Genomic DNA, 25,770 nt, shown 5'->3' with positions numbered 1-25,770 from the left:
ATGCAGTTTGACTCATTTTCTGATTTTATTGCAATGGGAGGCTATGGATTTTATGTGTGGCTTTCTTTTGGTACATGCGCACTTATTTTATTAGGTATTTTATTTAGTTCACTCAGAGAGACTAAGCATATTATGGCATCGGTAGAGCAACAAATAGCGCGAGAAGTTCGTATTAAAAATGCTAAGCAGGAGCAAATATAATGAACCCAAGACGTAAAAAACGCCTTTTAGTTATTGTTGCAGTGCTGTTTGGTATTGGTGCCTCAATAGGCTTGGTACTGTATGCATTACAAGAAAACATTAATTTATTTTATACCCCAAGTGAGCTTGTTGACGGTAAAGGCCCCAATAAAGAAAAACCACAAATAGGCCAAAAGCTACGCATTGGTGGCATGGTTGTACCAGGTTCGGTAGAGCGCAATGAGCAAAGTTTAAAAGTAAGCTTTACTTTAGTTGATACAGGCCCAACCGTGGTAGTGCGTTATCAGGGGATTTTGCCTGACCTATTTCGCGAAGGCCAAGGCATAGTTGCACAAGGTGTACTTGTGGAGCCCAATGTAATAGAAGCATTTGAAGTACTTGCTAAGCATGATGAAGAATACATGCCTGCTGAAGTGGCAGAAGCGTTAAAAGGAATTAAACACGAGAAACCTAAATACAACCTAGATAGTGGTAATTAATAATGATCCCAGAACTTGGTTATTTTTCTTTAACGCTTGCCATGGTGCTAAGCGTTTTATTATGTGTTTTTCCGCTGTGGGGGGCACATACCGGTAATTTACGCTTAATGCGTGCTGCTCCTTCGTTAGCGGTAGGGCAATTTGTATTTGTATTTATTTCGTTTGCCGCCCTTATTTATGCCAGCCTTACAAATGACTTTACAGTTGCGTATGTGGCGTATCACTCAAGTAGCTCTTTGCCTTGGTATTATCAAATAACCTCGACCTGGGGTGGGCATGAAGGCGCTATTTTATTGTGGTTATTGATGCAAGCTGGTTGGACAGCTGTTGTTGCACTGCGCTCTAAAGCACTACCTTGGGTATTGCGTGCTCGTGTACTTGGTGTGCTTGGCTTTTTAGGTGTTGGCTTTATGATGTACACCTTATTGCTTTCAAGCCCATTTGAGCGTTTATTACCTTATTTTCCGGTAGAGGGGCGCGACTTAAATCCGCTACTACAAGATCCGGGTATGATCATACACCCGCCGTTACTTTATATGGGTTATGTAGGGCTATCTGTAGCGTTTGCTTTTGCAATTGCGGCACTTTTAACTGGCAAGCTAGATAATACTTGGGCCAAATGGTCTCGTCCTTGGACTATGACCGCGTGGGGCTTTTTAACTTTAGGTATTACCATAGGAAGTTGGTGGGCGTATTCAGAACTTGGCTGGGGCGGCTGGTGGTTTTGGGATCCAGTAGAAAATGCATCTTTAATGCCTTGGTTAGTAGCAACAGCACTTTTACATTCATTGAGTGTGACAGAAAAACGTGGTGTATTTAAATCATGGACAGTACTGTTAGCAATTGCAGCATTTTCACTTAGCTTACTGGGCACCTTTATTGTGCGCTCAGGTATTATTGTATCTGTGCATGCTTTTGCAACTGACCCTGATAGAGGCTTATTTATACTGGCCTTTTTAGCTATTGTTGTTGGCGGTGCATTAGCACTTTATGGCATGCGCGTATCGCAAGTGCGAAGCGAAGGGCGTTACAAGTTAGTATCGCGCGAAGTAGCACTGTGGCTAAATAATATATTCTTAGTGGTTGCTACTTTAATTGTATTACTAGGTACTTTATTGCCTATGGTGCACAAAGAAATGGGCTTAGGCAGCATTTCAATTGGCGAACCATTTTTTAATAAGATGTTTGCAATACTGTTAGTGCCATTTGCTATTTTAATGGGTATTGGGCCGTTTTTACGCTGGAAGCAAAATAAATGGGCGTTTTTACAAAACAAAATACTAATGGGTGTATTAGTCAGTATTATTATTACCTTTGCTTGGTTATTTTCTAGCTATGATGTGATTGCACCGCTTACCTTATTAGCAACCACGTTAGCTGTATGGATTGTAATTACAACAGGTATTGATTTGTACAGTAAAGTTACCGTACATAGCACCTTTAAAGAAGGCTTTAAGCGCTTAGGTTTAGGTTATTGGGCTATGGTACTTGGCCATATAGGTATTGCCTTTGTAATTGCTGGCGTAACCCTTACTTCGGCATACTCGGTTGAGCGCGACGTATCAATGAAACCAGGTGATACGGTGCAGCTTAATCAGTATCAATACCGCTTTGAAGGAGTGAAAAATGTTCGCGGAGCTAATTACAGTGGCCATGCGGGTGTTGTATCGGTATTAAAAAATGACAAGCTAGTCACTCAGTTACATGCCGAAAAACGCCGTTACGATATTGGCATGCAGTTTATGACAGAAGCAGCAATTGATGCAGGCTTCACACGCGATTTATACCTAGCGTTAGGTGAGCAATTAAGCGAAGGCGCGTGGTCATTACGAATTTATCATAAGCCATTTGTGCGTTGGATGTGGATTGGCGGTATATTAATTTCGTTAGCAGGGTTTGTTATTTTATTTGATAAACGCTATCGCACCTCATCGCCTCAATCAACAAAAGAAACAGCGGAGAGCGAAGCATGAATCGTAAGCTTTTAGCTATAGCACCGTTACTGGTTTTTGCTTTTATTTGTGTGTTTTTATTCCAAGGGTTATTTGCTAACCCAAGGGAAATACAAACAGGGCGATTAGGGCAATCTATGCCAGAATTTAGCCTGCCAGATCTAATGCAAGATAATAAGCAATGGAGCAATGAGCAGTTAAAAGGTGAGGTTTATTTATTAAATGTATGGGGTACCTGGTGCCCTACATGTTTAGCAGAGCTAGGCTACTTAACTAAATTGCGCGAGCAAGGCGTTAAAATTATAGGCTTGTACTATGTGCAAGGTTACGATGCCGATTTTGACGGGCCATTTGATATGCAAGCACTGCGTAGTGACGTAACCAATATGCTAACGCGTGCTGGCGACCCATATCAGTTTAATATTTTAGATTTACATCGCACACTGTCGTTAGATTTAGGTGTGTCGGGTGCGCCAGAAACTTTTTTAGTTGATAAAAGCGGCACCATTTTGTTGCACCATACCGGTGATATAAATCCGCGAGTGTGGCGTGCTAAGTTTGCACCAATTATGCAGGAGCTCAAATAATGAAGTGGTTGTTATTAACCCTTAGCCTTTTTGTCAGTATGGGGGCGCTTGCTCAGCAAGACCGTTACCAATTTGACAGTAACGAGCAAGCGGTTCGCTTTGAAGAGCTAACCAAAGAGTTACGTTGCCCTAAGTGTCAAAATCAAAATATTGCCGACTCTGATGCGGTAGTAGCAAAAGATTTACGCGAGCGAGTATTAGCTTTAGTAAAAGATGGTAAAACGAAAGACGAAGTAATAGATTATATGATCGATCGTTATGGCTACTTTGTACATTACGATCCACCAGTAACCCCTGCAACTTTAGTGCTGTGGGTTTTACCGGTATTGATTGTAATTTTTGGTTTTGGTTTTATTGTTATTCGCCAACGCAAAGCATCGGTAAAACAAAGCTGGAGCAACAACGACGAAGCAATGTTAGTTAAATTAATTGCTAAAAATAAACGTCAGGAGCAAAGTTAAATGATTTTAATGTGGGCGTCTTTTGCTTTACTCACACTTATTGCACTGTTGTTTGTGATGTTGCCTTTTTTAAAAAAAGAGCGTGTTAAAACCATTACGCACAATGCGAACGCAGAACTTATTAGTATTTATGAACAGCGTTTAGTTGAGCTACAAAACGACTTAGAAAACCAGCGAATTGATGCACAAAATCACAGTGAGTCAGTGATCGAGCTCAAACGTCGCTTACTCAATGAGCTCTCTCCAGAAAAGTCACTTAATAGCCGTGGTAATAATCGTATTTTTGCCTTAACAGGCGGTGCGTTTGTGATTGCCCTAACCGGTATTTTTTACTCTATGACCGGTAATCAGCAGCAAATATCGGCTTGGCACGATGCTATGGATAACTTGGCAGAGTACGGTGAGCGAGCTGTTATGCAAAAAGGCGAGCCGCTGAGTGAAAACGAGCTGCAAGCATTTGCATTGGCACTGCGAACTAAGCTTAACCAAACGGGGGATGACGAAATTGCCTGGATGTTACTGGGCCGTGTGGCTATGTCATTGAACGAATTTGATATGGCGCAGCAGTCGTTTGATAAAGCGTTGCAAATGAATCCTGCTAATATGCAGGTGCTTATTAGTTACAGCCAAGTGCTGTTACTTGAGGGCAGTGAGGCAAGCATGACACGTGCTGCAGGTATGCTTTCAAAAGTACTGCAAGAAGAGCCGCAAAATTTAGATGCTATTTCTTTATTAGCACTCATTGCTTACGAACGTAAAGATTGGGTACAAGCAAAAGCAGCGTTTGAAGTATTACTTGCCAGTATGGATAAAGCAGATACCCGCTATAATATGATTGCGCAGCGTATTAGTGAGATTGAACAACAACAAGCACAAAATGTTGATGTTACAAAGAGTGCAGCAATTAAAGTGACAGTAAATGTAAGTACAGAGCTTAAAAATAAACAACCTGAAAACGGAATTTTATTTGTTTTTGCAAAAGCGTTAAATGGCTCTCCAATGCCACTAGCGGTTGTTAAGCTTAACGAGTATCAATTTCCTATTACAGTTGAACTAAGTGATGCAAACTCTATGGTTGCAGGATTAAACTTGTCAAGCGCAGAAGATATAGTTATTACTGCACGTATCTCTAATGATGACTCAGTAATGCCAAGTAGCGGTGAGTTAGAAGGGCATTCAGCAGCATTAAAACGTGAAAGTACCCGTCAGTTGCAACTGCAAATAGACACATTAATACCTTAAGGATACGCGATGTTAAAACATGGTTTAATTTATATAGTTTTGTTAGTGCTGGCCGGGTGTGCACAAGTACCTGATAGCCAAAAGGACGAGCGCGATCCACTACAAAATATTAACCGCCCAATATACGACTTTAATATGGATGTTTTAGACACATACATACTAAGACCGGCCGCCGTAGGGTATATCACGGTGACCCCTGTACCAGTGCGTCAAAGCTTAGTGCATTTTACCAATAATATTAGTGCGCCGGTAGATATGATCAACGCCGGTTTACAGGGTAAACCAGGTAATGCCAGTGTTAGCTTAGCACGTTTTTTAGTTAACTCGACCGTAGGTGTTTTTGGTTTATTTGATGTGGCCAGCTCATTAGGTCTAGAACATGTAGATGAGGATTTTGGGCAAACATTAGGTGTATGGGGTGCAGGTGATGGTGCTTACTTGATGCTACCTGCTATGGGGCCTTCTACAGCGCGTAACTTAACCGGCGATGTAGTTGATAACTTTGTTTTACCTAAAATAGCGTTAACTACACCACAAACAATTTTAGTGTTTGCGTTAAAAGCTGTTGAGGCCCGTGCATCACTAATTGCGCAAGAAGGTTTATTGAACGATTCACTAGACCCTTACTTATTTATTAAAGATATTTATTTTCAACGCCAATTATACGAACTTTACGACGGTAACCCGCCAATCAAAGAAGAGCCTGATGACTTTGATGAAGATTTTTTAGAAAGTTTGTAAACCTATTAAAAACGCCAGCAATGCTGGCGTTTTATTTTCTCATTAGTGATTAGAAAGTTGTTATTAAACATTGCTCATTAACTGCATTTGCTCGTTCACCCAGCTAATTGCTTCGTGGTAAGCATCGGGTACTTTATCATCTAAACCAAGTTGTTGGCTGATCTGATTAGCTGCCTGCCAATTGCCTTGCTCATAAAACTTAACCAAGTTTAAGTAGCTTGCAAGCAAGCCCTCGTCATTAAGTAAAGCGGCTTTAATCTCATTAGATAATGGCAGCTTTTGCATCACACTTTGCATACTCTCATCTAATATAGCATCCATAAGCGACATCATGCCGGTTAAAAAAACCATTCCTGTGTCTTTAAACTTACCATGCGAAATAGCCAGTAACTCACTAAAACGCGCCCGAGTGAGCGATAACCTAATTAGCTCCATAGGCTTATCTGTTGAAACTTGCGCTGCAAATAATAAAGATAAAAGCTTTTTAATTTCATTGGCACCAAGGGTGATAAGCGCTTGTTTTATTGTGCTTATTTTTGCACGTCTAGCAAATGCTGCAGAGTTTGAATAACGCAGTAACTTATAAGATAGATTTACATCTCGCTCAAATATATCGGTGATCTTTTTTAGATCCATATCAAGCGTTGAGGTCTCATAAAGTAGTTCGGCTAATGTCATACCAGAGGGGGGAAGCGCTTTACTTTGGATCATCTCTGGTTTTGAAAAGAAAAACCCTTGAAAATAATCAAAGCCAAGTTCCAATGCTTGGTTATACACCTCGTGGGTTTCAACTTTTTCAGCAAGTAATTTTAGATGTGGATAAGGTTTTAAATCATCAATAATTGTTTTAATTGTTTCTATATTACAGGTTAAAAAGTCAATTTTTATAATATCAACAAATGGATAAAAGTGACGCCACACAGGTTGATGAATGTAGTCGTCTAAGGCTAATGTATAACCTTTTTCTTTTAAGTCTTTAACAATAGCAAGTAAACGCTTACCAGGTTGCACCGTTTCGAGTATCTCTACCACCACAGCGTCTTTACTCAGTAAAGTAGGGTAGCCTTTTAGTAAAGTTTCTAGAGTAAAATTGATATATGCTGGTTTATTGTCAGTTAAATCCTCAAGGCCAAAATTAAACTGGCTGCCTTCTATTAGGCGTGTTGTTGCCTCATCTCCATCTATATCGGGAAACACGTTATTTACACCATCACGAAATAGTAATTCATAGCCAATAAGCTTTTTATCGCGATCTAAGATCGGTTGGCGTGCAGCGTAAAAGTACATAAAAAATTCCGTATAGATAAAAAATAACTATTGATTGTAACAATATATGGCAAAACATTAAAAATAGCATGATGTAAATAAGCTTATCTTAGATTAATAACATATTTTTAATAAGTTACAGAAATTTTGACTTAAATACATACGATTTGTTTGTTTTTAATTCACTAAAGTTGACATGTTGGAATTTTAACTATTACCCATGCTATAGTGACAGAGAATGGTTTTTATCCCAATACTGTCTTAACTATAATATTTTAAGAGTCATTATTTGGATCAAAAGCCTGTTGCAATTTATTAGTGGAGGCGAATTTGGAAACAGGAATGATTATTTCACTAGCATTATACTTTGTTGTAATGCTAGGTATAGGATTGTATGCATTTAAGCAATCAACCAGCGATGTTTCAGGTTACATGTTAGGGGGCCGTAATTTATCACCAAGTGTTGCTGCGCTATCTGCAGGTGCATCTGATATGAGCGGTTGGTTACTTATGGGCCTTCCCGGCGCTATGTATCTTTTTGGTTTGAGTAAGGTTTGGATTGCGATTGGTTTAGTGCTTGGTGCTTGGGCAAATTACTTCTTAGTTGCACCTAGGCTACGTGTTTATACTGAAAAAGCGAATGATTCAATTACTATCCCGGATTATTTTGCAAATCGCTTTGCGGACAATAAAAATATATTACGTGTTATTTCAGCTATTGTTATTATTGTTTTCTTCACACTTTATACCTCATCTGGCGTGGTTGCTGGTGGTAAGTTATTTGAAAATTCATTTGGAATGAGCTACGAAGTTGGCCTATATGTCACTACGGGTGTTGTAGTACTTTATACGCTTTTTGGTGGTTTTTTAGCGGTAAGTTTGACCGACTTTGTACAAGGTTGCATTATGCTTATAGCGCTATTAGTCGTACCTATAGTAACGTTTACTATGCTTGATCACCCAGTAATGGAAACGCTTGCTAATGCAAGCTATGACCTGTTACTTATCTCGCCAAAGGCCAGTGAAGTTCATTCTCTAAATATGCTAGATTGGTTTGCTGGTGGCTCTACTATCGCAATTATTTCTGCGTTAGCTTGGGGCTTTGGTTACTTTGGTCAGCCTCATATTATAGTACGCTTTATGTCGGTACGTTCAGTTAAAGATATTCCAGCAATGCGACGCATTGGTATGTCTTGGATGACATTATCAGCAATAGGCGCAGTACTAACTGGTTTATTTGGGGCAGCCTTCATACTAGAAAATGAAATGCCGATAAATGATAAAGAAACAATATTTTTAGTGCTATCTGAATTGGTTTTTCATCCATTGATTGCTGGCTTTTTATTAGCAGCTATTTTAGCGGCTGTAATGAGTACTATCTCTTCACAATTGCTAGTGTGTTCAAGCTCGTTAACTGAAGACTTTTATAAAATATACCTGCATCGCGAAGCCTCTCAAAAAGAGCTGGTTTTTGTTGGGCGTATTAGTGTGGCATTAGTTGCTATGTTTGCTATTTACTTAGCTTACGATAGAGATAGTTCTATTTTAGATTTAGTGAGTAATGCGTGGGCAGGCTTTGGCGCTGCATTTGGACCACTCGTATTGTTTAGCCTTTACTGGAGAAGAATGAACTTTGCTGGCGCCTTAGCAGGCATGTTAGTGGGGGCTTCAACAGTACTTATATGGATATACGCACCAATTACCATTAATGGTGGGAGTTTAAGTAGCGTTATTTATGAAATAGTCCCAGGCTTTATTTTATCAAGTATTGCGATTGTATTAGTTAGCTTAATGACCAATGAGCCAGCTAAAGAAATTACAACCTTATTTGATGAAGTAGAACAAGAACTATAAAAAGTTATAAACAAAAAAAGGGAGTAACTTAGGTTACTCCCTTTTTTATGCAAAATTTATTAACTCGCTTTTTTGTCGCTACTTTCTTCTATGGGTGCAACATTATCTGCTTTTTTGCCTTTTACAGCAGCTTTAGGGGCTATAGGCTCTTTACCACCTTTTAATATTGTCATGAAGTCATCTTTACTTTTTGCCATTTCTAAAGCGAGTGACTCTACTTGTTGCTCACTTAATGGTACATCAACTTTTTCTAGCAAAATTTCAAGCGACTCTGCAATATCGAGCATTTTATCATAGGCATCAGCTTCTTTTTTGGTAGTAAACGTCATGCGCTCGACTCCGTTTCGTTCTACAACATATTTAACAACAACAGCCATGATTTCTCCTGCTTACTTGCGTGGCATATAGTATATATAAACCATTAGATTACTGTTTTTATGTACAGTACAAGTTTGTGCCTAAATTTGCAAGTCCCCTAATTAATATTAAGTGATAATAGTTGACAACAAAGATTAACTTTACTTTATTTAACTTAATCACTTTTGTGTACCGTTGCAGTTAAGGATCTCACAGGGAGTGAATGTTAGGTTTAAGTATTTAATAAAGTGCAGGTGTAAAAAGCCTTTTGCGTTATGACTTAAACATATAAACAACAAAGTAAATGTTCATGTATGAACAAAAAAGGAAGAAAGATGAAAAAACTAAAATATAGTATTTTAGCTGCAGCTTTTTGTATGTTGCCAGTAACTCTTACCTACGCAAATGTTGATACCTCAGCAATAACTCAGCAAGTAAAACAGGCGGCTTTAAATATTAATACTGCTGATGTTAGCCAGCTATCTAAGCTCCCTGGTATTGGTAAGAAAAAAGCACAAGCTATTATAGATTATCGCGAAGCAAAGGGTAACTTTACATCGTTAGAGGATTTGAAAATGGTAAAAGGTATAGGTAAAAAATTAGCTGCAAAGCTTGAAGGTAAGGTTTCGTTTTAAGTTAAAAAGGGCGCGTTAAGCGCCCTTAGTATATTGGGTTAATGCTTCACATAAATGCTTTTTAGCAAAGTTAATCTCAATTGGAGTCGTTAGTAGTGGGTAACACAACCCACCGAGTAGTAAAAAAGGGATGAGTAACCAGCCTTCAAATACGGCAAATATTAAAAACAGCGGACTGAGTAATAATAATTTTATAATACGAAGTAGTACTTTATTAACAGGTGAAAGCATACTTAAAGAAATCGCTATAACAGCTTGTCTGTCACGTATTTTTAAATGTTTTAGAGCATTAATTTGGCTTGAAAAAAACACAAGCATTACAGCGACCTTTTAGTCATTAAGCGACTCGTTACCAGTAAAAATAAAGTGGCTGCAAACAGCGCAAATATTACTTCCATCCATGCCGGCATACTTAGCCCCGCAAATTGCCAGTCAATGTTTCCGCAATCACCAGTGGCTGCAAAAAAGCTTGGGATCCAATCATGTAATGGCATAAAGGCAGGAAAGTTAGGTTCAAACTCACAGCTAAATGCAAAAGGATCAGTGGTTGTTTGCATTTCGATATGCTCGCGGGCAATTATAAATCCCCAAACACTAGAAACAGCCCATACACTATAGGCGAGCAAGCGAACCCCTCTATGTTCTGGATTACTTGTACCAATAATACCTGCAATAAGTAAACCTAATACCGCAGTACGCTGATATATGCACATGATACATGGCGCCAATCCCATTTTATATTGAAAAAACAGTGCCGTTATTTCAAGCAGAAAAACAATACCACTAAACAAAAGCCAAGGAGTACGTTGGGTGGGTAATTGTGCAAGCCAGTTCATAATAAATCCGTATTTAAATAAGACGTTAGATTATGACGTAGGATAAAGTTAGGGGCAAGCAAAACGACTTAAAGCCTACCCACATGCATTTATGATGATTAAAGTTAAGGTTATAATTCTAAAAGCCAATAAAAATCCAATAATGTGAATAAAGAGGTAGCCCTTTAAACGAGTAAAGTATGTGTGTGAGGTGACTTTACGTAATAAGTTAATAAGGCAAGGCGCGAACTTAAAGTAAATAACTACTTAAAATGTATCTAGGGTGAATATATAAGTGCTTGCGACAAGTGTTAGTAAAAAATATAAAGCATTTTATAGACACAAATATTTTAATCGCATACTGGCAGTAATATGGCGTACTTTACTTGTTACTTGAGCGTCGTCTGGTACAATCAGTCGGTTAATCGTATGTAGTAGTGTGAATTAATTCGAGTGGGAATTGGATGAGAATTTTTAAAGCGAAAAGCCCAGCAGGATTTGCTGAAGAATACATAGTAGAGTCTATCTGGAATGGCGATTTCCCTCCTGGATCTATTCTACCTGCTGAGCGTGAACTCTCAGAGTTAATAGGTGTTACCCGAACGACGTTACGTGAAGTATTACAGCGATTGGCTCGAGATGGCTGGTTAACTATTAAACATGGTAAGCCAACAAAAGTGAATAACTTTTGGGAAACGTCAGGACTAAATATTCTTGAAACGTTAGCACGTCTTGATGAAGATAAAATGCCAGAGTTAACCGACCAGTTACTCTCTGCACGCACTAATATAAGCGCAATTTATACGCGTGCAGCTATAAAGTTAAATCCAGAACGTGTGATTGAAATTCTCTCACAAAGCGATGAGTTAGAAGACAGTGCGCAAGCATTTGCTGATTACGATTATAAAGTGCATCACGAGTTAGCTGTTGCAGGTAATAATCGTATTTACGTGCTTATACTCAATGGCTTTAAAGGATTTTATTCAAAAATAGGTTGTCATTATTTTTCAGATCCGGGGACGCGTGAGTTGGCTCGCCAGTTTTATAAAGACTTAACTAAATTGGCCGAAAACAGAGAACACGACGGTGCGATCATGATGATGCGTAAATATGGTCATCAAACCGGTGAAATTTGGCAACAAATTCGTGGCGATATGCCCAGCGACATAATGGATTAAACCTATTTTAAAAGCCTGCATTTGCAGGTTTTTTTGTGTCTTCATTTTATTAATACTTTATAACCAAGAAACTGAGCTAATAAAATAAACCCCATCACTTTTTAGCGTTCAGTATTATCGATGGGAGGAATCGTTAAATACGATTGTCATTTCGCACCAGTTCTCTCTAGAATAATAATAATTATATGTGCGCTATTGGTTTTTAAGTTTTAGAGCCCATATAACTATCAGCATTGCATAAGCAATTGACAACAAACTCAAAATATTTGGAGAATAAAATGGGTGTATTAGTAGGCCGCCAGGCACCAGACTTTACCGCTGCAGCAGTTCTTGGTAACGGTGAAATTGTAGATAGCTATAACCTTCATGAAAAAATTAAAGGTAAAAAAGCAGTTATTTTCTTTTACCCACTAGATTTCACGTTTGTATGTCCTTCTGAACTTATTGCATTTGATAAGCGTTATGAAGAATTCCAAAAACGTGGCGTTGAAGTAATTGGTGTTTCTATCGATTCACAATTCTCACACAACGCATGGCGTAACACTGCTGTTGCAGATGGCGGTATCGGTAAAGTTAAATATGCACTAGTTGCAGATATTAAACATGAAATTTGTAAAGCATACGACGTTGAGCATCCTGAAGCGGGTGTTGCGTTTCGTGGTTCTTTCCTAATTGATGAAGAAGGCAATGTACGTCACCAAGTAGTGAACGACTTACCACTAGGTCGTAACATTGATGAAATGCTACGTATGGTTGACGCGCTAGCGTTCCACACTGAGCACGGTGAAGTATGTCCTGCTGGTTGGACTGAAGGTAAAAAAGGTATGGATGCAAGCCCTGAAGGCGTTGCTAAGTTCCTATCTGAAAACGAAGGCGATCTATAATTTAGCTCTCGTTTTAAATAAAAAAACCGCCAATTGGCGGTTTTTTTGTTGCTTCTAATTTAGAACGAGAAGCTTACTTTAGTATAAATATAACGACCGCGTGGGTTATGAACCCCAGACGCATAACCGTAAAGGTCAGAATCGCCATCACCAATTGCAAAAGGAGGCTCTTCGTCAAACAAGTTATTAATACCTAGTGATAATTTAGCTGACTCAGTGATACGGTACGACGTTTGTAAGTCAACCAACACTTGTGAATCAATCATACGTGATGTATTGCTATCAAAATCTAAGTTACCATCAAAGTCGATATCAGGTGTGTCTTCAAACTCACCAACATAACTTAAGTTAACATTAGTATTAAAGTCGCCCACTTCCCAGTTAGTTGAGAAAATCCAACGATGCTCAGGGTAACCATACTCACCAGAGTAATCACGGCCATCTTTTTCAAATTTGTTTTGGTAAGCCCACTCTAAATTGAATTTCAATAAACCTAAATCATCCAATGAATGATTGTAATTTGCTGAAAAGTCGATGCCAGATACTTCTTGTGAAGAGACGTTTTCAAATGTGCTATAGATTTTTTGAATTGAACCTAAGCTTTCACCATTAGTAGGCGGTAAGCGAACACATACAGTACTGTTTTGGTTACCACACTCGGCAGCATAAATTGGACCAAACTCTTCTTGGTCAATTTTATTGTCTTGGGTGATGCTCCACACATCAACACTTAAACCAAACTCTGCGCTAGGGGCCCAAATGAAGCCGACGTTCCAAGATTCAGACTCTTCAGGTTGTAAGTCTGCATTACCAGAGAATTGAATGTTGTAATCAAGTGCCTGACAGTCTAAGCCCGTTTGTTGACAGCGTTGAGTATCAATAAAGAACTGACTTTTTTCTGATGGACCTAGGCCAACTTGTGCTAAAGAGGGTGCTCTAAAGCCTTGTGCCCATGAGCCACGAACCGTGATTTCATCACTAGGTGCCCAGCGAAGTGCAACTTTTGGATTGGTAGTTGTGCCAAAATCGCTATAGTCATCGTGACGTCCAGCAAGTTGCAATTCTAATGTATCAGCTAGTGGAATTGAAAATTCAACATAAGCAGCATATTGATCGCGCGATGCTGCGGCTGATACAGCTTCAGTACCAAAAATTAAACCGCGACGGAACTGATCATCAGGGATATCTGTAACGTCTTCTTCGCGGTACTCAATACCGGCTGCCATCATCACCACATCGTCGCCAAAGCTAAATGCTTCACCGCTAATGTTTGCGTCAAATGAGGTCATATGTGACTCACCTTGACGTACTAAGCTAGTAGTGATTCTGTCGATTACTGCAGGATCGTTATAAGTGCCGCCAAATGGGTTGTAATTACCGGCATCTATTTCTTGTTGTAAAAAGTCGGTACGCACCCAGCCTTGTGAGCGATCGCCAGTTTGCATTGATTTACTACGACCTTTTTGTACCGCTGTCTCCCAGCTCCAGTCGTTAAATTCGCCTCGTAAACCCGCTACAAAACGCATCGTATCTGATTCAATATCCCATTGGCGAGCACCGGCATCAACCGTTCTGTAACGGCCAATATCTATATCTTTACCAAATGGGTTATTAGGATGATTTGCTGGCACAGTAAGCCCTGCATCTTCATCTAGCGGGGTTGGCGCACCCATAGCCACAGAGCTATTGTGTTGTACTGCCATTTCTAAAAATGCGGTAATACCATTATCAAAATTATACTCAAACTGCGAAATAGCCCCAATACGTTCAGATGCTGGTGCAATATAGCCGTATGGGCCGTAATCGAACAAACAGCTGCCACTGGCAGTTGCGCTATCGGCTGGACAAGCAGGGTCAATGGTTTTTACACCATCAACGTAAAAGTAACCAGGGAAGCCACGTGATGAACGAAAGTCCTCACCACCTAAAGCTCTTTGATCTGCAGTGCCTAAACTGCCCATTTCACTTGACGATAAAGAGGTGTTTTTAAAGTAGTCAATAATAACGGAAGCACTGCTTTTTTCGTTACTTGTACCCCAAACGATGCTGGCTGATGTTTCTTCGTAATTAGGACCGTCAGTGCCACCGTAGCCTAAGTTTACTTCAATACCATCAATATCTTTTTTCAAGATAACGTTAACTACACCCGCAACAGCATCAGAGCCATAAATAGCTGATGCACCATCTTTTAAAATGTCGATACGTTCAATCGCTGAAACAGGAATACTGTTAATATCAACAAATGAGTTAGTAATACCTTCAGCGAATGCACTAATAGCAACACGGCGGCCATTAATAAGTACTAAAGTTGCGTCAGCACCTAGGCCACGTAAACTTACCGCTGCAGAACCATTTGCAGTAGAGTCTTGGTTATTACCACGGGTAGAGAAAGTACCGCTACCTGCAACAGGCATTCTTTCAAGCAACTGCTGTAGGTTGTCATAACCCATGTTATCAATATCGGCTCTACTGATAGATTGAACCGGAGAAGGGCCTTCCATATCAGAACGTTTAATACGAGAGCCCGTTACTTCAATGCGTTCTACTTTTTTCACTTCATCAGCGGCGTATGTTGTTGTTGTAAAGCCAGCTGTTAATGCCAAAGTAGCCCCTGCAATTAAGCTAGGGGTAAATGCAAATTGCTTCATCCTTAAGTCCTTGTTAGTTTTGTTGAATTTGGTAGCTAAAAAAGCCTCCATATTAATACCATGTAACAAAGGTGTTAGCAATTGCGGTGTGATGTGACTTTAGTCTGGGTGTTGCTGGTAAAATAGTCAGTGTGTTTTATTTACTTGGAGATAGAAGTTCGACGTAAAGCGGGGTTTTAATATAAATCTTGCGTTGCAATTAGTGGTAAGAATTAAATAGTTTAGTGAGCACTTATTTTGTAATAATTTATTCTTTTATTAACAGCCACTAAGTTGCAGTATATTTATGCAGTTTGGTTTAAAATTGTGCGTTAAATTATTTTAAAATAAATAAAAAAACGCCTAATAAATTAGGCGTTTTTATTTATGCTTTATGCTTCATTAAGCGTTCTTTTTCACGCGACCAGTCTTTATCTTTACCGTCTTCGCGTTTGTCGTGTAATTTTTTACCTTTTGCTAAATGAAACTCAAGTTTCACCCAGCAATTCTTCCAATACATAGCAGTAGCAATTAATGAATAGCCATCGCGTTCAGTCGCGCCTACTAAGCGATCTAGCTCGCGTCTGCTTAATAGTAACTTACGATAACGTAAAGGATCACAAATTACATGGGTAGATGCACTGTTAAGAGGCTGAATTTGGGCGCCTAATAAAAATGCTTCACCGTTTTTAAGATGGATATAAGTTTCAGTGATGTTAACTTTGCCAGCTCGGATGCTTTTTACTTCCCAGCCTTGGAGCTCTACACCCGCTTCAAACTTATCGTGTAAAAAATACTCATGTCGCGCTTTTTTGTTAAGCGCGATGGTATTGCTTGTCGATTTTGATGATTTATTCTTAGCCATAGTGCCCTATATTATACGTAATACGAGATGTTTTACATCGATTTTTTAATAATGCATTTAAAAGCTTAGTAATTAATTTAAGCAGCGTGAAAGTTTGGGGAAACGCGTAAAGCTTGCTAAAATTCCACCACACAGTTGGGAGTGAGTATGCCACAAATAAAAAAAAGTGCGCTGGTTATGTACAGCACTAAAGAGATGTTTGACCTTATTAATGATGTAGAAGCCTATCCTCAGTTTTTACCTAATTGCTCAGACTCAAAAATTATTAAGCAACACAATAATAGCATGACCGCGAGTTTAGAAATATCAAAAGCAGGTATAAAAAAGTGGTTTACCACAGAAAATACCTTTGTTGATGAGCAAACCGTGGTATTAAATCTTGTAGATGGTCCGTTTAAAATGTTGCAGGGGCGTTGGCACTTTCAACAACTTGACGCAAATGCTTGCAAAGTAGAGTTACAATTAGACTTTGAGTTTTCGAGTAAGTTGATTGAGTTAGCGTTTGGTAAAATATTTAATGATGTTGCAAAAAATATGGTGAGTGCGTTTACTCAGCGCGCGAAACAGGTTTATGGAGTGAGAGTATGATTGATGTTGAAGTTGTATTTGCACTACCCGAAACAGCAACAAGCTTAACAATAGAAGTTGTTAAGGGAACAACGGTAGAACAAGCTGTTATTCAATCAGGAATTATCGAAAAACACCCAGAAATAGATGCTACAGCACTAACACTCGGTGTTTGGAATAGAACTGTAAAGCCTAATCAAGAGCTAAAAGAGGGGGATAGAATTGAAATTTATCGTCCTTTAATTGCCGATCCTAAAGATGCGCGTAGAAAACGAGCTGAAAAAGCGAAAGAAGAAGGGCGAGCAAATAAAGTAACCGGTGGCCGTCCTATAGAGCGATAGCATAAGGTTTTAGCTATTATAAAGGTGAGCTTAACTCACCTTTATAATTTTATAAGCGAGGGTGCTTATTGTTCGAGTGGAGTAGTAAAGTTTTCTGGCTGTTCGTAATCACCTGAAATAGAAGCAAGCTTTTCATTTTCAAAGTTAATAACCAGTGATTTGTACTGCTCGTTACTACGGCCTTTATTAAAGCTATATACATAACGCCAAGTGTTATTATCAAATGCATTTTCGGCGATAGGCTTGCCTAATACATAAACAACTTGCTCACGAGTCATGTTTACACGCAGTTTATCAACATCAGATTGTTCTAAAAAGTTACCTTGAGGGATGTTGATTCTGTATACCCAGCTAGAACACCCAGCTGCTGAACTAAGCGTTAAAGCAACGATAAGCCAAAGAGAAAAAGTTTTTAACGACTGCATTGTTAGTTGTGATCCTTATTTTTTATAATCTGCATGATACCGATTAGTCACTGAAGGTAAAACCCTTTTAAGCAATTGTTTTTTGTTAAGGGCATTAAGTTAAGGTAGCGATTTGACCACTGATAATCAAAAAAGTTTAAAATGCAGTGATCAGAGCTGCTTAAAAAAGCCATCTATCTGGTATTTGTATATAGTACAAACCCGCTACGGCCATTGGTATACGGGTATAACGACCAATGTTGAGCAACGTCTTGCTACGCACCAAGCGGGTAATGGTGCAAAAAACCTTAAAGGTAAAGGCCCACTTTTACTTATTCATCAGCACAGTGTTGGCAATAAAAGTGCAGCAAGTAAATTAGAATACCAAGTGAAAAAATTATCTAGGGCTAAAAAAGAAGCCTATGTAGCATCATTTAAGACGGGCTAAGTGGGAGTGGTGTTTTAGCAAGCTGGTTAATAAAGGCTTCTATTAATAGCACTGCATCAGTAAAAAGTTTGCTGTTAATATTCTCAGCGGTGTCATTACTTGTATGATGGGCACTGTCGTAGCCCATGCCAAAGTAAACATAAGGGATTTTTTGTCTTGCAAACGAATAGTGATCGCTCGCTTTATGCCAGTTTATATTTTTAGATTTTATATATCTGCTCATTTGCGCTGCGGAGTAAACCGGTTTTAAATTTACATTATTATTTTCAACGGCTAAAAACACACTATTTAAGGTGTTTTTTAACGATCTAGAGGTTAATACATATAAGTTGCTACGACGTTTTTTAACCCCTAGCATGTCTAAATTTATGTTCATAATAACGCTATTTGGTAGCAGTGTTTTGGCAAAATATTTACTGCCATGTAAGCCGTTTTCCTCTGCATCTGTGGCTACAAAGGTAAGAGAAAAAGGCAGTGGCTTATTATTAAATACGCTTGCTAAATAAATTAAAGCAGCAACACCGGTGGCATTATCATTTGCTCCAGGATGCAGTTTTCCGCCACGTTTACCTAAATGGTCATAGTGTGCGGTAATAATAATACGAGTGGCTTTTTGTAATGGGTCGCTTGCCTGTGTTACTGCCTCTAGAGCACCTATGTTGGAACTAATAATATTAATACCACACGCTTGGCTAAATAGGCCCGATTTATAGCAAAATGGCTGCTCGACCACGTTATTATTAACTTGGCTTAATCTGTGTTTTATATAGCTTCTTGTAAGCTCTGCGCTTTGAGAACCTGTTTTTCTACCTGCAAGTTGCTGGTCTGCTAAGTAATATAAATCATCAATAAGTAGCTGCTGCGCCGTTTTACTATTAACAAAAGGGCTTAAAAGCAGAAAAATAATAACGACAGTTAATTGTTTAATGGGCACCTACCTTTGCGGTTAATGATTGCAGCGCTTTTAACTTTGCGTCATAACGTTTTTTGTCATGTAAAAAATCAGCATTTTTTCCGGCTTTACGCAAATGGTACTTTGCTTGCTTTGTATCGCCCCACTGAAAGTAAACTCGCGCCAAGCCAAAATGACTTTCGTGAAGTGTGGGGGATAATGTATAGGCCTTTTTAAAGTGTTTGAGTGCTTTAGCGTAATATTTATGTACGTACTCGGTATTACCAAGTGATATATGGTAATAAGGATTACTTTGGCGCTGTTTATCAAGCTGATTAAGTATTTGAGTTCCTTGCATCTCTCGCTCTGTAAGTAAGTACAACATAGCAAGATTACCTTGTGCTGTGTTGTTGTTTTTATCAAGATGAAGGGCGTAATTATAAGCTTGCTCGGCTTCATTTAAATAGTTAAATTGCTTAAATAAAACACCTAAGTTCCCCCATGCAACGCTAAAATTAGGTGCTACCTTAGTTGCTGCATTAAAGTAGCTATAGGCTAATTCATATTGTTTATTTATTAGCGCAGTAGCACCTTTATTATTATAAAACATAGCGGTAACAGTATTTTTTGATAATCGTGTTGTTTTAAAGCGTGCTTGTCGGCTGTTAGAGTCAAAGTCGATAATTAAGCGCTGATCTCGTTGGTAAAATAAAGTGCCAGCATCTTTTATTAGAGGTTGGCTATTAAGGCTTAAATTTATGTGTCCGGTTAATAAATTAACGCCTTGATCAAGTGCCCAATATTCAGGGATATGTACTTTTTGAAATTGCGCTTTTAAGCCTAAGTGCTCCGCTAAGCTATACGCTAATATAGATAATGACAAACAGTTAGCGTTTAGATTTTGATAGCTTTGTGCAGCGGTTAAAGTGGCAGATGAGCGATAGGCAAGTGAGTCATCACCATTTTTTAATAAAAAGCTAAATATGCCTTGTGCAATATGTTGGGCTGAATTTTGACTGTTTAAATGAGAATCTAATTGCCGCGTTAAGCTGGTATCTAATTTAAATATTTCTGCTGGAGTTTCGATCTGTTGTAGCTTAAAGTTTGCTGGCTCAATGAGTTGCGGCAGCGCTAACTTTGGCGGTGAGCTACACGCACACAAAAAAAGTATAAAGCTAAATGATAAATAATATTTAAGTTGAGTGGCTTTCATATAATACCTCTAAGCAAAACTACTTACCAGTTAAGTGTAGTTGTAATTTTACTCAGAGGTATAATTTAAATGTTACAAAAAATGAGTTAGCGATTTGCCTCAAAAGTGGCAACAAGTGACGCAAGCGTTTGTGCGCTATTTGCTAAATCGCGAATAGCCTGCTCAGTATTTAATTGCTCATTCATCGACTTGTCGCTAATTTCACTAATTTGCTCAATATTACGTCCTACATCGGCTACTACATTACTTTGCTGCTCTGTTGCTGTTGCGATTAAGGTTGCCATATCATTAATTTGATTTGCTGTTTCAGTAATTGTATCAAGCAGCTCAACTGAGTTTTGCATTGCCCCTACACTTTGCTGAGCTTTACTTTTGGACTGACTAATATCGGTAACAACATCATTCGATATTTGGGTTAATTCTTCAATCATCGACTGAATTTCAGTGGTTGATTGTGAGGTACGATTAGCCAGCGCTCGCACTTCATCGGCAACAACAGCAAAACCACGACCGTGCTCGCCCGCACGCGCAGATTCAATAGCAGCATTAAGCGCAAGTAAGTTTGTTTGCTCAGAAATACCTCTAATTGAGTCAACAATACTAGCAATATCAAGCGTTTTTTTAGAAAGTAAGGTTACTTGCTCTGTAATGCCATCTATGTCGCTAGCAAGAGCTGCAATAGTCGTTTGGCTTTGCAGTACCTGTTGATGGCTTTTACTGGTGTTTTCACGGCTACTATTGGTTAACTTCGCCGTGTTGGCGGCACTTTGTGCTATTTCTTGTACTGTTGCGCCCATTTCGTTAATGGCGGCAGCAACTGATATTGTTTGCTCTTTTTGCTGATCAATTGCTTGTGAGTTATGTTTTGCTTGCGCAAACACGTGGTCAGAGCTTTGGCGGATCCCATGGCTTTCATGGGCAACTTGTTTAATTGCTGTGTCTATTTTTTCGATGAATTGATTAAAACCATCGGTTAAATAATTTAGCTCAGGTTGCGCAGAGTAAGGAAGTCTATATGCTAAATTAGCATCGCCTGTGCCTAAACGAGAGAATAGCTCGGCTATTTTCGACAGTGGCGACGACAATGAGCGAGCAAGCAAATAACTAATACAGCTCGCTATAAGGGCGATAATTATAGTGAAGGTTAAAATTTGCCATTCTAATTTACTCACACTCGAAAACACTTCGCTTTTAGGTACTTGGGCTACAACAAAAAGGTCAGTATTTTTTATTGGTGTTGCAGCAACCAGGGTGTCTTCACCTGCTAAGTTAATTTCTGCCAATGAAAAGCCATTACTATTTAATAATTTATTATGTATATTTTCGCCGTACAGGGCATCTATATTTACTTTAGCCACTTTATTGGCGTCTTTGTGTAACTGGATCAAGCCATTTTTATTGGCAAGAAAAACAAATCCAGATTGCTCAATCTTAAATTGCTGCAGTAGCTTTTGCATATCGGTAATGCTTTTAGCAAGCCCTGCCAAACCTAAACCATTGGGTTGCTGATGGTTAATAAACATTTTTACATCGTTAGCAGATTCTTGATAAATACTAATGTCATAAGGGCGCTTTGACTGTTTAAATGCGAAAAACCAGCCATCTGCGGCATCGTTTTTCAATACGCGTAAAAAGCCATTTTGGTTCCAGTATTGTGCGGTGTCTCTATTTGCCCATGATGCAGTAGCAAGATCGTACTGCTGTACTAATCTATTTAACTCATTAAGAAGTTGAGAGTCGTCCTCGGTGGCTGAATTTGCCCAATCAATCAGAAATACATTTGAAGAAAGTTGTTCTGCGGCGCCTAAAAGCTCGTTTATTTCGCCACCAATATGGTTACTAATAGTTTGTAACTTGCTTGGAAGTTCAGACTCTATCATGCGCTTTTCGATGATATCCTCTGCGTTATGTAACGATGTTAAGCCTATGAGCGCGGCAACACAGATTGCTATAACACTGCCTAAAGCGGTGATTTTTTGAGTAATAGAAAGGTTTTGTATCATCATAAGGGTAATTTTGTTTACAACTGAACCAAGTAGGTGATTATTTTAACACATTATATATTTTGAGCGAGTGATGAATAGCGTGCTATGCAGGTACGAAAAAGCCCACCGCAAAAGCAGGTGGGCTTGGTTTCTAACAAGTGAAACTTAGATTAACTTGGGATTAAACTATTTTTTTCATTGCTGACATGTAACCGCGTAATGTAGCGCCTACTTTTTCAACAGGGTGTTCACGTAATGCTGTATTAATTTGAATTAGCGTTTGGTTGTCTACTTGATTACTATGCTCACCTAAGCCTTTACCAATTACGTCGGTGTCAATTTTTTGCATAAAGTCTTGTAGCAAAGGTAAACATGCGTGGTTATATAAATAACAACCATATTCAGCCGTGTCCGAAATTGTACGGTTCATTTCAAATAACTTTTTACGCGCAATGGTATTAGCAATCAGTGGCGTTTCATGTAATGACTCATAATAAGCCGACTCTGCAATAATGCCTGCGGCAGTCATGGTTTCAAATGCAAGCTCTACGCCTGCTTTAACCATAGCGACCATTAAAATACCGTTATCAAAAAATTCTTGCTCAGCAATTTCAACATTGCCCGCTGGGGTTTTTTCAAAGTGAGTTTCGGCTGTTTCTGCGCGCCATTTAAGTAAGTTTGCATCATCATTATTCCAGTCTTCCATCATGGTACGTGAAAAAGTACCATCGATGATGTCATCTTGATGTTTGTTATATAGTGGGCGCATAATTTGTTTTAGTTCTTCGCTTAATTCAAACGCTTTTACTTTAGCTGGGTTTGAAAGACGGTCAAGCATATTGGTTACGCCACCGTATTTAAGGGCTTCAGTAATTACTTCCCAGCCGTATTGAATTAGTTTTGAGGCGTAACCTGCATCAATGCCTTTTTCAATCATTTTATCAAAACATAAAATAGAACCGGTTTGTAACATGCCACATAAAATGGTTTGCTCGCCCATTAAATCTGATTTTACTTCAGCAATAAATGACGACTTAAGTACGCCGGCTCTGTGGCCGCCAGTACCTGCGGCATAGGCTTTAGCTTGAGCTAAACCATGCCCTTGTGGGTCGTTTTCTGGGTGCACAGCAATTAGAGTTGGTACACCAAAGCCACGTTTGTATTCTTCACGCACTTCAGAGCCTGGGCATTTAGGTGCTACCATAATAACGGTAATGTCGTCGCGTACTTGCATACCTTCTTCAACAATATTAAAGCCATGAGAGTAGGCAAGGGTTGAGCCTTGTTTCATTAGTGGCATAATTGCGTTTACCACTGAAGTATGTTGTTTATCAGGCGTTAAATTTAATACTACGTCGGCAGTTGGAATTAGTTCTTGGTAAGTGCCTACAGTAAAGCCATTTTCAGACGCGTTTAAAAATGATTGACGACGTTCACTAATGGCCGAGTCACGCAGCGTATACGACACATCTAAACCAGAATCACGTAAGTTTAAGCCTTGGTTTAAGCCTTGTGCGCCACAGCCTACAATAACCAGTTTTTTACCTTTAAGAGCATCAACGCCGTCAGTAAACTCGTCTGCGTTCATAAATTCACATTGGGCTAATTGCGCCAATTGTTCGCGTAAAGGTAAGGTATTAAAATAATTCGCCATGTTAGTGTCCTATTGATTCAGTTTGTTAGATGCATTGCTGTTGCTTTGCTTAACTCAACCATATGAAAAATCTTTTCTTGCGTAAACTGATATATTTGCATTAGAGTGTTTCATAATATGAAATACTGAGTTGGTTATGGATCACAAGCATTTAAATTACTTTTTAGCGTTGGCAAAAACATTGCACTTTTCGCGTGCCAGTGAACTTTGTCATATAAGTGCGCCGACATTGAGCCGTAATATTAAGCAGCTTGAAAGCGAAGTGGGGGTAATGCTATTTTTACGTGATAACCGCAGTGTAAAACTAACCCGCGAAGGGCTGGCATTTATTGACTACGCCACATCCACATTGGCTAATTGGCAGCGCTTTAAAGCGAACCTAAAAGAGCCACAGCAGTATATTTATGGCAACGTGAGTATTTATTGTTCAGTAACCGCATCGTACAGCTTTTTACATCATATTTTAGAGCAGTTACGCGCTCAACATCAGCATATAGAAATCACCCTAAATACCGGCGATCCTGCGCTGGCAATAAACCGTGTTTTAGATGGCCACGAATCTATGGCTATTGCTGCTAAGCCAAATAAGTTACCTGCACAAATTGCCTTTGTTGATATTGGCTATTCGCCGCTGGTATTTATTGCGCCTAAAATTGCGTGCTCAATTACGCAAAAGCTTGCTAGTAATACAAGTAGTATTGATTGGTCAGAACTTGAATTTATTGTGCCAGAGCAAGGGTTTGCTAGGCAGCGCTTGGAGCAATGGTGGCGAAAAAATAATATTCAGGGAAAAATTTATGCACAAGTAGCGGGGCACGAAGCGATGGTATCTATGGTGAGCCTTGGCTTTGGTATAGCAATGATCCCTAAAATAGTTTTAGATAACAGTCCACTACAAGACAAAGTACACGTTCTGCAAACAAATACACATGCACCTAAAGGTATTGATATTGGCTTGGCAGTATTACATAAGGAATTAAACGACCCGGCTATAAGTGCCTTGTGGAATATAGCGCAAAATATGGGTGAAAAAATAATTTAATGCAATACACTTACTAAGGTTGCTCTTAGTATAAAAGCCCAGATAGCGTAAGCCTTTAATCTACCGCTCCTCTATTGCCTATCAATAGAGCTGTTAGGCTAAGTATATAAGCCGCAAAGTAATCATAATTGTATAAAAGTTGTTAATGATTGTAACTGCCTAGAGCTTGTTCTCAATGACCTTGCTACTATGGATAAATGGCCTTTTTATATATGTACGATGAACACAATGCGGTTTTATTTTATAATAATATTATTAATCTCTCTTTCGTTTAATGCTCAGGTATTTGCGCAAAGTGACGAGCCTGTAGATGCACATATATCTACAGAGCAACTGCATTTAAGTATGAGTATAGGGGCGGGAGTAATAACTAATCCATTATATGGTGCAGATAATATTCCGTTGGTGATCATTCCTCAAATAGCCTTTTATGGGCAACAGTGGTTTTTTGATAATGGCCGAGTTGGCTACTCGATTAAACAAACGCAACAGCATAACTTAAGCCTAGTAACAGAATTAAACCCTGAGTCGCGTTTTTTTATTGATTGGCACCCGCAAAATATATTTGCGCTAAAAAGTGCTAGTTCAAATAATCAATTTACCCAGTTAGAAACAGATACCTCGCCTCAACAAATAAATATTAATAATATTAGTAAGCGCAAGCTCGTTTTAGATGCAGGTATTAGTTACTCCTTTGTAGCTGAGCAGCAGATGTTATCCGTGCAAGCATTGCACGATGTAAACTCAGCTTATAATGGTTGGCGAGCTGCAATACAATGGCAGTATCATGGGCAAGTAGGTAATTTGCAATTAAAGCCCACTGTGGGAGTTAATTATAAGTCTGCGCAATTAAACGACTATTATTACGGTTTAAACAGTGATGAAACACTGTTAGGTAAAATAGTAGTTGGTAGTAGTTGGCAACCTTATGCTAAAATCGATGCCCGCTGGCCCCTTAGCAAGGCCAACGCTCTTCGTTTTCATTTAGCATATTATGACTATTCGGCTATGGATAGTAGCCCGCTGTTTGAACGTCATTATTCAACGACTGCCTTTATAGGATTTGAACATACTTTTTAA

At 39.0% G+C, this 25,770-nt stretch carries 27 protein-coding genes; 16 read left to right on the top strand and 11 right to left on the bottom strand.

From position 1 onward, the window contains the following. From ccmD to AAEZ22_RS09220, 7 genes are read left to right on the top strand one after another with little or no spacing between them, the layout of a single operon-like run. Positions 1-201 (top strand): heme exporter protein CcmD, encoded by a 201-nt coding sequence (gene ccmD, locus AAEZ22_RS09250; protein ID WP_011327518.1) that lies wholly within the window; start codon positions 1-3, stop codon positions 199-201. Next, positions 201-680, top strand: coding sequence for a cytochrome c maturation protein CcmE (ccmE, locus tag AAEZ22_RS09245; RefSeq protein ID WP_011327519.1), 480 nt, complete (start codon positions 201-203; stop codon positions 678-680). Before ccmD ends, ccmE begins: the two co-directional genes overlap by 1 nt. A gap of 2 nt (positions 681-682) precedes the next feature. Then, positions 683-2,653: a heme lyase CcmF/NrfE family subunit gene (locus tag AAEZ22_RS09240; protein WP_011327520.1), complete on the top strand. Its 1,971-nt coding sequence runs from the start codon at positions 683-685 to the stop codon at positions 2,651-2,653. Beyond that, the gene (locus AAEZ22_RS09235) at positions 2,650-3,219 is read left to right on the top strand and encodes a redoxin family protein (protein WP_011327521.1); all 570 of its coding nucleotides are present in this window, start codon (positions 2,650-2,652) and stop codon (positions 3,217-3,219) included. Before AAEZ22_RS09240 ends, AAEZ22_RS09235 begins: the two co-directional genes overlap by 4 nt. Further along, the gene (locus AAEZ22_RS09230) at positions 3,219-3,680 is read left to right on the top strand and encodes a cytochrome c-type biogenesis protein (RefSeq protein WP_011327522.1); all 462 of its coding nucleotides are present in this window, start codon (positions 3,219-3,221) and stop codon (positions 3,678-3,680) included. Before AAEZ22_RS09235 ends, AAEZ22_RS09230 begins: the two co-directional genes overlap by 1 nt. Further along, positions 3,681-4,922, top strand: coding sequence for a c-type cytochrome biogenesis protein CcmI (gene ccmI / locus AAEZ22_RS09225; protein ID WP_339684414.1), 1,242 nt, complete (start codon positions 3,681-3,683; stop codon positions 4,920-4,922). It abuts the gene before it with no gap. A gap of 9 nt (positions 4,923-4,931) precedes the next feature. After that, on the top strand, positions 4,932-5,663 hold the full coding sequence (locus AAEZ22_RS09220; protein WP_339684417.1) for an MlaA family lipoprotein: 732 nt from the start codon (positions 4,932-4,934) through the stop codon (positions 5,661-5,663). 63 nt (positions 5,664-5,726) lie between these two features. On the opposite strand, the gene AAEZ22_RS09215 is transcribed toward AAEZ22_RS09220, so the two are convergent. Continuing rightward, positions 5,727-6,950, bottom strand: a complete 1,224-nt coding sequence (locus AAEZ22_RS09215; RefSeq protein ID WP_352297026.1) for an EAL and HDOD domain-containing protein — start codon at positions 6,948-6,950, stop codon at positions 5,727-5,729. Between the two features lie 321 nt (positions 6,951-7,271). On the opposite strand from AAEZ22_RS09215, the gene putP reads away from it, so the two are divergent. Next, the gene (gene putP / locus AAEZ22_RS09210) at positions 7,272-8,783 is read left to right on the top strand and encodes a sodium/proline symporter PutP (protein WP_339684418.1); all 1,512 of its coding nucleotides are present in this window, start codon (positions 7,272-7,274) and stop codon (positions 8,781-8,783) included. 59 nt (positions 8,784-8,842) lie between these two features. Here putP and AAEZ22_RS09205 read toward each other — a convergent pair whose 3' ends face one another. Then, on the bottom strand, positions 8,843-9,160 hold the full coding sequence (locus tag AAEZ22_RS09205) for a YebG family protein (RefSeq protein WP_089367888.1): 318 nt from the start codon (positions 9,158-9,160) through the stop codon (positions 8,843-8,845). A 315-nt stretch (positions 9,161-9,475) separates the two neighbouring features. On the opposite strand from AAEZ22_RS09205, the gene AAEZ22_RS09200 reads away from it, so the two are divergent. Further along, complete coding sequence (locus tag AAEZ22_RS09200) at positions 9,476-9,775, top strand: ComEA family DNA-binding protein (protein ID WP_011327528.1); 300 nt, start codon at positions 9,476-9,478, stop codon at positions 9,773-9,775. A gap of 15 nt (positions 9,776-9,790) precedes the next feature. Here the strand turns inward: AAEZ22_RS09200 and AAEZ22_RS09195 are convergent, their stop codons facing one another. Both AAEZ22_RS09195 and dsbB read right to left on the bottom strand, forming a co-directional pair. Next, positions 9,791-10,093 (bottom strand): DUF6170 family protein, encoded by a 303-nt coding sequence (locus tag AAEZ22_RS09195; RefSeq protein ID WP_011327529.1) that lies wholly within the window; start codon positions 10,091-10,093, stop codon positions 9,791-9,793. After that, entirely contained in the window at positions 10,093-10,611 is a 519-nt protein-coding gene (dsbB, locus tag AAEZ22_RS09190; RefSeq protein ID WP_352297023.1) for a disulfide bond formation protein DsbB, read from the bottom strand. Before dsbB ends, AAEZ22_RS09195 begins: the two co-directional genes overlap by 1 nt. A gap of 443 nt (positions 10,612-11,054) precedes the next feature. Here dsbB and fadR point away from each other — a divergent pair, with 443 nt between their 5' ends. Further along, positions 11,055-11,768 carry a fatty acid metabolism transcriptional regulator FadR gene (gene fadR / locus AAEZ22_RS09185; protein ID WP_011327531.1) on the top strand — a complete coding sequence of 238 codons (714 nt, stop codon included), beginning with the start codon at positions 11,055-11,057 and terminating at the stop codon, positions 11,766-11,768. Positions 11,769-12,046: 278 nt separating this feature from the next. Further along, entirely contained in the window at positions 12,047-12,652 is a 606-nt protein-coding gene (locus AAEZ22_RS09180; protein WP_011327532.1) for a peroxiredoxin, read from the top strand. 59 nt (positions 12,653-12,711) lie between these two features. On the opposite strand, the gene AAEZ22_RS09175 is transcribed toward AAEZ22_RS09180, so the two are convergent. Then, positions 12,712-15,300: a TonB-dependent receptor gene (locus AAEZ22_RS09175; protein ID WP_011327533.1), complete on the bottom strand. Its 2,589-nt coding sequence runs from the start codon at positions 15,298-15,300 to the stop codon at positions 12,712-12,714. Between the two features lie 364 nt (positions 15,301-15,664). Continuing rightward, entirely contained in the window at positions 15,665-16,144 is a 480-nt protein-coding gene (gene smpB / locus AAEZ22_RS09170; protein WP_011327534.1) for an SsrA-binding protein SmpB, read from the bottom strand. Between the two features lie 147 nt (positions 16,145-16,291). Here smpB and AAEZ22_RS09165 point away from each other — a divergent pair, with 147 nt between their 5' ends. Then, complete coding sequence (locus AAEZ22_RS09165; protein WP_197181910.1) at positions 16,292-16,732, top strand: type II toxin-antitoxin system RatA family toxin; 441 nt, start codon at positions 16,292-16,294, stop codon at positions 16,730-16,732. Further along, complete coding sequence (locus AAEZ22_RS09160; RefSeq protein ID WP_011327536.1) at positions 16,729-17,052, top strand: RnfH family protein; 324 nt, start codon at positions 16,729-16,731, stop codon at positions 17,050-17,052. Before AAEZ22_RS09165 ends, AAEZ22_RS09160 begins: the two co-directional genes overlap by 4 nt. A 65-nt stretch (positions 17,053-17,117) precedes the next feature. Here AAEZ22_RS09160 and AAEZ22_RS09155 read toward each other — a convergent pair whose 3' ends face one another. Then, entirely contained in the window at positions 17,118-17,477 is a 360-nt protein-coding gene (locus AAEZ22_RS09155; protein ID WP_086993523.1) for an outer membrane protein assembly factor BamE, read from the bottom strand. A gap of 112 nt (positions 17,478-17,589) precedes the next feature. Between AAEZ22_RS09155 and AAEZ22_RS09150 the strand changes: the two genes are divergently transcribed. Then, on the top strand, positions 17,590-17,904 hold the full coding sequence (locus AAEZ22_RS09150) for a GIY-YIG nuclease family protein (RefSeq protein WP_089367892.1): 315 nt from the start codon (positions 17,590-17,592) through the stop codon (positions 17,902-17,904). Here AAEZ22_RS09150 and AAEZ22_RS09145 read toward each other — a convergent pair. The 4 genes from AAEZ22_RS09145 to ilvC all read right to left on the bottom strand — a co-directional run bounded on the left by AAEZ22_RS09145 (position 17,891) and on the right by ilvC (position 23,648). Continuing rightward, positions 17,891-18,838, bottom strand: coding sequence for a M28 family peptidase (locus AAEZ22_RS09145; protein WP_197181909.1), 948 nt, complete (start codon positions 18,836-18,838; stop codon positions 17,891-17,893). The two genes, AAEZ22_RS09150 and AAEZ22_RS09145, sit on opposite strands and share 14 nt — an antisense overlap. Beyond that, entirely contained in the window at positions 18,828-20,009 is a 1,182-nt protein-coding gene (locus tag AAEZ22_RS09140; protein WP_179808128.1) for a tetratricopeptide repeat protein, read from the bottom strand. Before AAEZ22_RS09140 ends, AAEZ22_RS09145 begins: the two co-directional genes overlap by 11 nt. Before the next feature lie 86 nt (positions 20,010-20,095). After that, on the bottom strand, positions 20,096-22,015 hold the full coding sequence (locus AAEZ22_RS09135; RefSeq protein WP_182683986.1) for a methyl-accepting chemotaxis protein: 1,920 nt from the start codon (positions 22,013-22,015) through the stop codon (positions 20,096-20,098). 160 nt (positions 22,016-22,175) lie between these two features. Beyond that, a complete protein-coding gene (gene ilvC, locus AAEZ22_RS09130) occupies positions 22,176-23,648 on the bottom strand; it encodes a ketol-acid reductoisomerase (protein WP_011327542.1) in 1,473 nt (490 codons plus the stop codon). Positions 23,649-23,784: 136 nt separating this feature from the next. Here ilvC and ilvY point away from each other — a divergent pair, with 136 nt between their 5' ends. Further along, positions 23,785-24,690 carry an HTH-type transcriptional activator IlvY gene (gene ilvY, locus AAEZ22_RS09125; protein WP_197181908.1) on the top strand — a complete coding sequence of 302 codons (906 nt, stop codon included), beginning with the start codon at positions 23,785-23,787 and terminating at the stop codon, positions 24,688-24,690. Positions 24,691-24,918: 228 nt separating this feature from the next. Then, on the top strand, positions 24,919-25,770 hold the full coding sequence (locus tag AAEZ22_RS09120) for a MipA/OmpV family protein (protein WP_231617932.1): 852 nt from the start codon (positions 24,919-24,921) through the stop codon (positions 25,768-25,770).

Origin of the sequence: Pseudoalteromonas sp. 20-MNA-CIBAN-0454 (assembly GCF_040308685.1) — a bacterium.
In the GTDB taxonomy this organism is placed as follows: domain Bacteria; phylum Pseudomonadota; class Gammaproteobacteria; order Enterobacterales; family Alteromonadaceae; genus Pseudoalteromonas; species Pseudoalteromonas nigrifaciens.
The sequence above is the reverse complement of the archived record's forward strand: the minus strand, read 5'-3'. Positions and strand labels throughout refer to the sequence as shown.

Coding starts and splice junctions, on each gene's coding strand:
- ccmD (WP_011327518.1), top strand. CDS start 1: ATGCAGTTTGACTCATTTTCTGATTTTATTGCAATGGGAGGCTATGGA.
- ccmE (WP_011327519.1), top strand. CDS start 201: ATGAACCCAAGACGTAAAAAACGCCTTTTAGTTATTGTTGCAGTGCTG.
- AAEZ22_RS09240 (WP_011327520.1), top strand. CDS start 683: ATGATCCCAGAACTTGGTTATTTTTCTTTAACGCTTGCCATGGTGCTA.
- AAEZ22_RS09235 (WP_011327521.1), top strand. CDS start 2,650: ATGAATCGTAAGCTTTTAGCTATAGCACCGTTACTGGTTTTTGCTTTT.
- AAEZ22_RS09230 (WP_011327522.1), top strand. CDS start 3,219: ATGAAGTGGTTGTTATTAACCCTTAGCCTTTTTGTCAGTATGGGGGCG.
- ccmI (WP_339684414.1), top strand. CDS start 3,681: ATGATTTTAATGTGGGCGTCTTTTGCTTTACTCACACTTATTGCACTG.
- AAEZ22_RS09220 (WP_339684417.1), top strand. CDS start 4,932: ATGTTAAAACATGGTTTAATTTATATAGTTTTGTTAGTGCTGGCCGGG.
- AAEZ22_RS09215 (WP_352297026.1), bottom strand. CDS start 6,950: ATGTACTTTTACGCTGCACGCCAACCGATCTTAGATCGCGATAAAAAG.
- putP (WP_339684418.1), top strand. CDS start 7,272: ATGATTATTTCACTAGCATTATACTTTGTTGTAATGCTAGGTATAGGA.
- AAEZ22_RS09205 (WP_089367888.1), bottom strand. CDS start 9,160: ATGGCTGTTGTTGTTAAATATGTTGTAGAACGAAACGGAGTCGAGCGC.
- AAEZ22_RS09200 (WP_011327528.1), top strand. CDS start 9,476: ATGAAAAAACTAAAATATAGTATTTTAGCTGCAGCTTTTTGTATGTTG.
- AAEZ22_RS09195 (WP_011327529.1), bottom strand. CDS start 10,093: ATGCTTGTGTTTTTTTCAAGCCAAATTAATGCTCTAAAACATTTAAAA.
- dsbB (WP_352297023.1), bottom strand. CDS start 10,611: ATGAACTGGCTTGCACAATTACCCACCCAACGTACTCCTTGGCTTTTG.
- fadR (WP_011327531.1), top strand. CDS start 11,055: ATGAGAATTTTTAAAGCGAAAAGCCCAGCAGGATTTGCTGAAGAATAC.
- AAEZ22_RS09180 (WP_011327532.1), top strand. CDS start 12,047: ATGGGTGTATTAGTAGGCCGCCAGGCACCAGACTTTACCGCTGCAGCA.
- AAEZ22_RS09175 (WP_011327533.1), bottom strand. CDS start 15,300: ATGAAGCAATTTGCATTTACCCCTAGCTTAATTGCAGGGGCTACTTTG.
- smpB (WP_011327534.1), bottom strand. CDS start 16,144: ATGGCTAAGAATAAATCATCAAAATCGACAAGCAATACCATCGCGCTT.
- AAEZ22_RS09165 (WP_197181910.1), top strand. CDS start 16,292: ATGCCACAAATAAAAAAAAGTGCGCTGGTTATGTACAGCACTAAAGAG.
- AAEZ22_RS09160 (WP_011327536.1), top strand. CDS start 16,729: ATGATTGATGTTGAAGTTGTATTTGCACTACCCGAAACAGCAACAAGC.
- AAEZ22_RS09155 (WP_086993523.1), bottom strand. CDS start 17,477: ATGCAGTCGTTAAAAACTTTTTCTCTTTGGCTTATCGTTGCTTTAACG.
- AAEZ22_RS09140 (WP_179808128.1), bottom strand. CDS start 20,009: ATGAAAGCCACTCAACTTAAATATTATTTATCATTTAGCTTTATACTT.
- AAEZ22_RS09135 (WP_182683986.1), bottom strand. CDS start 22,015: ATGATGATACAAAACCTTTCTATTACTCAAAAAATCACCGCTTTAGGC.
- ilvC (WP_011327542.1), bottom strand. CDS start 23,648: ATGGCGAATTATTTTAATACCTTACCTTTACGCGAACAATTGGCGCAA.
- ilvY (WP_197181908.1), top strand. CDS start 23,785: ATGGATCACAAGCATTTAAATTACTTTTTAGCGTTGGCAAAAACATTG.
- AAEZ22_RS09120 (WP_231617932.1), top strand. CDS start 24,919: ATGCGGTTTTATTTTATAATAATATTATTAATCTCTCTTTCGTTTAAT.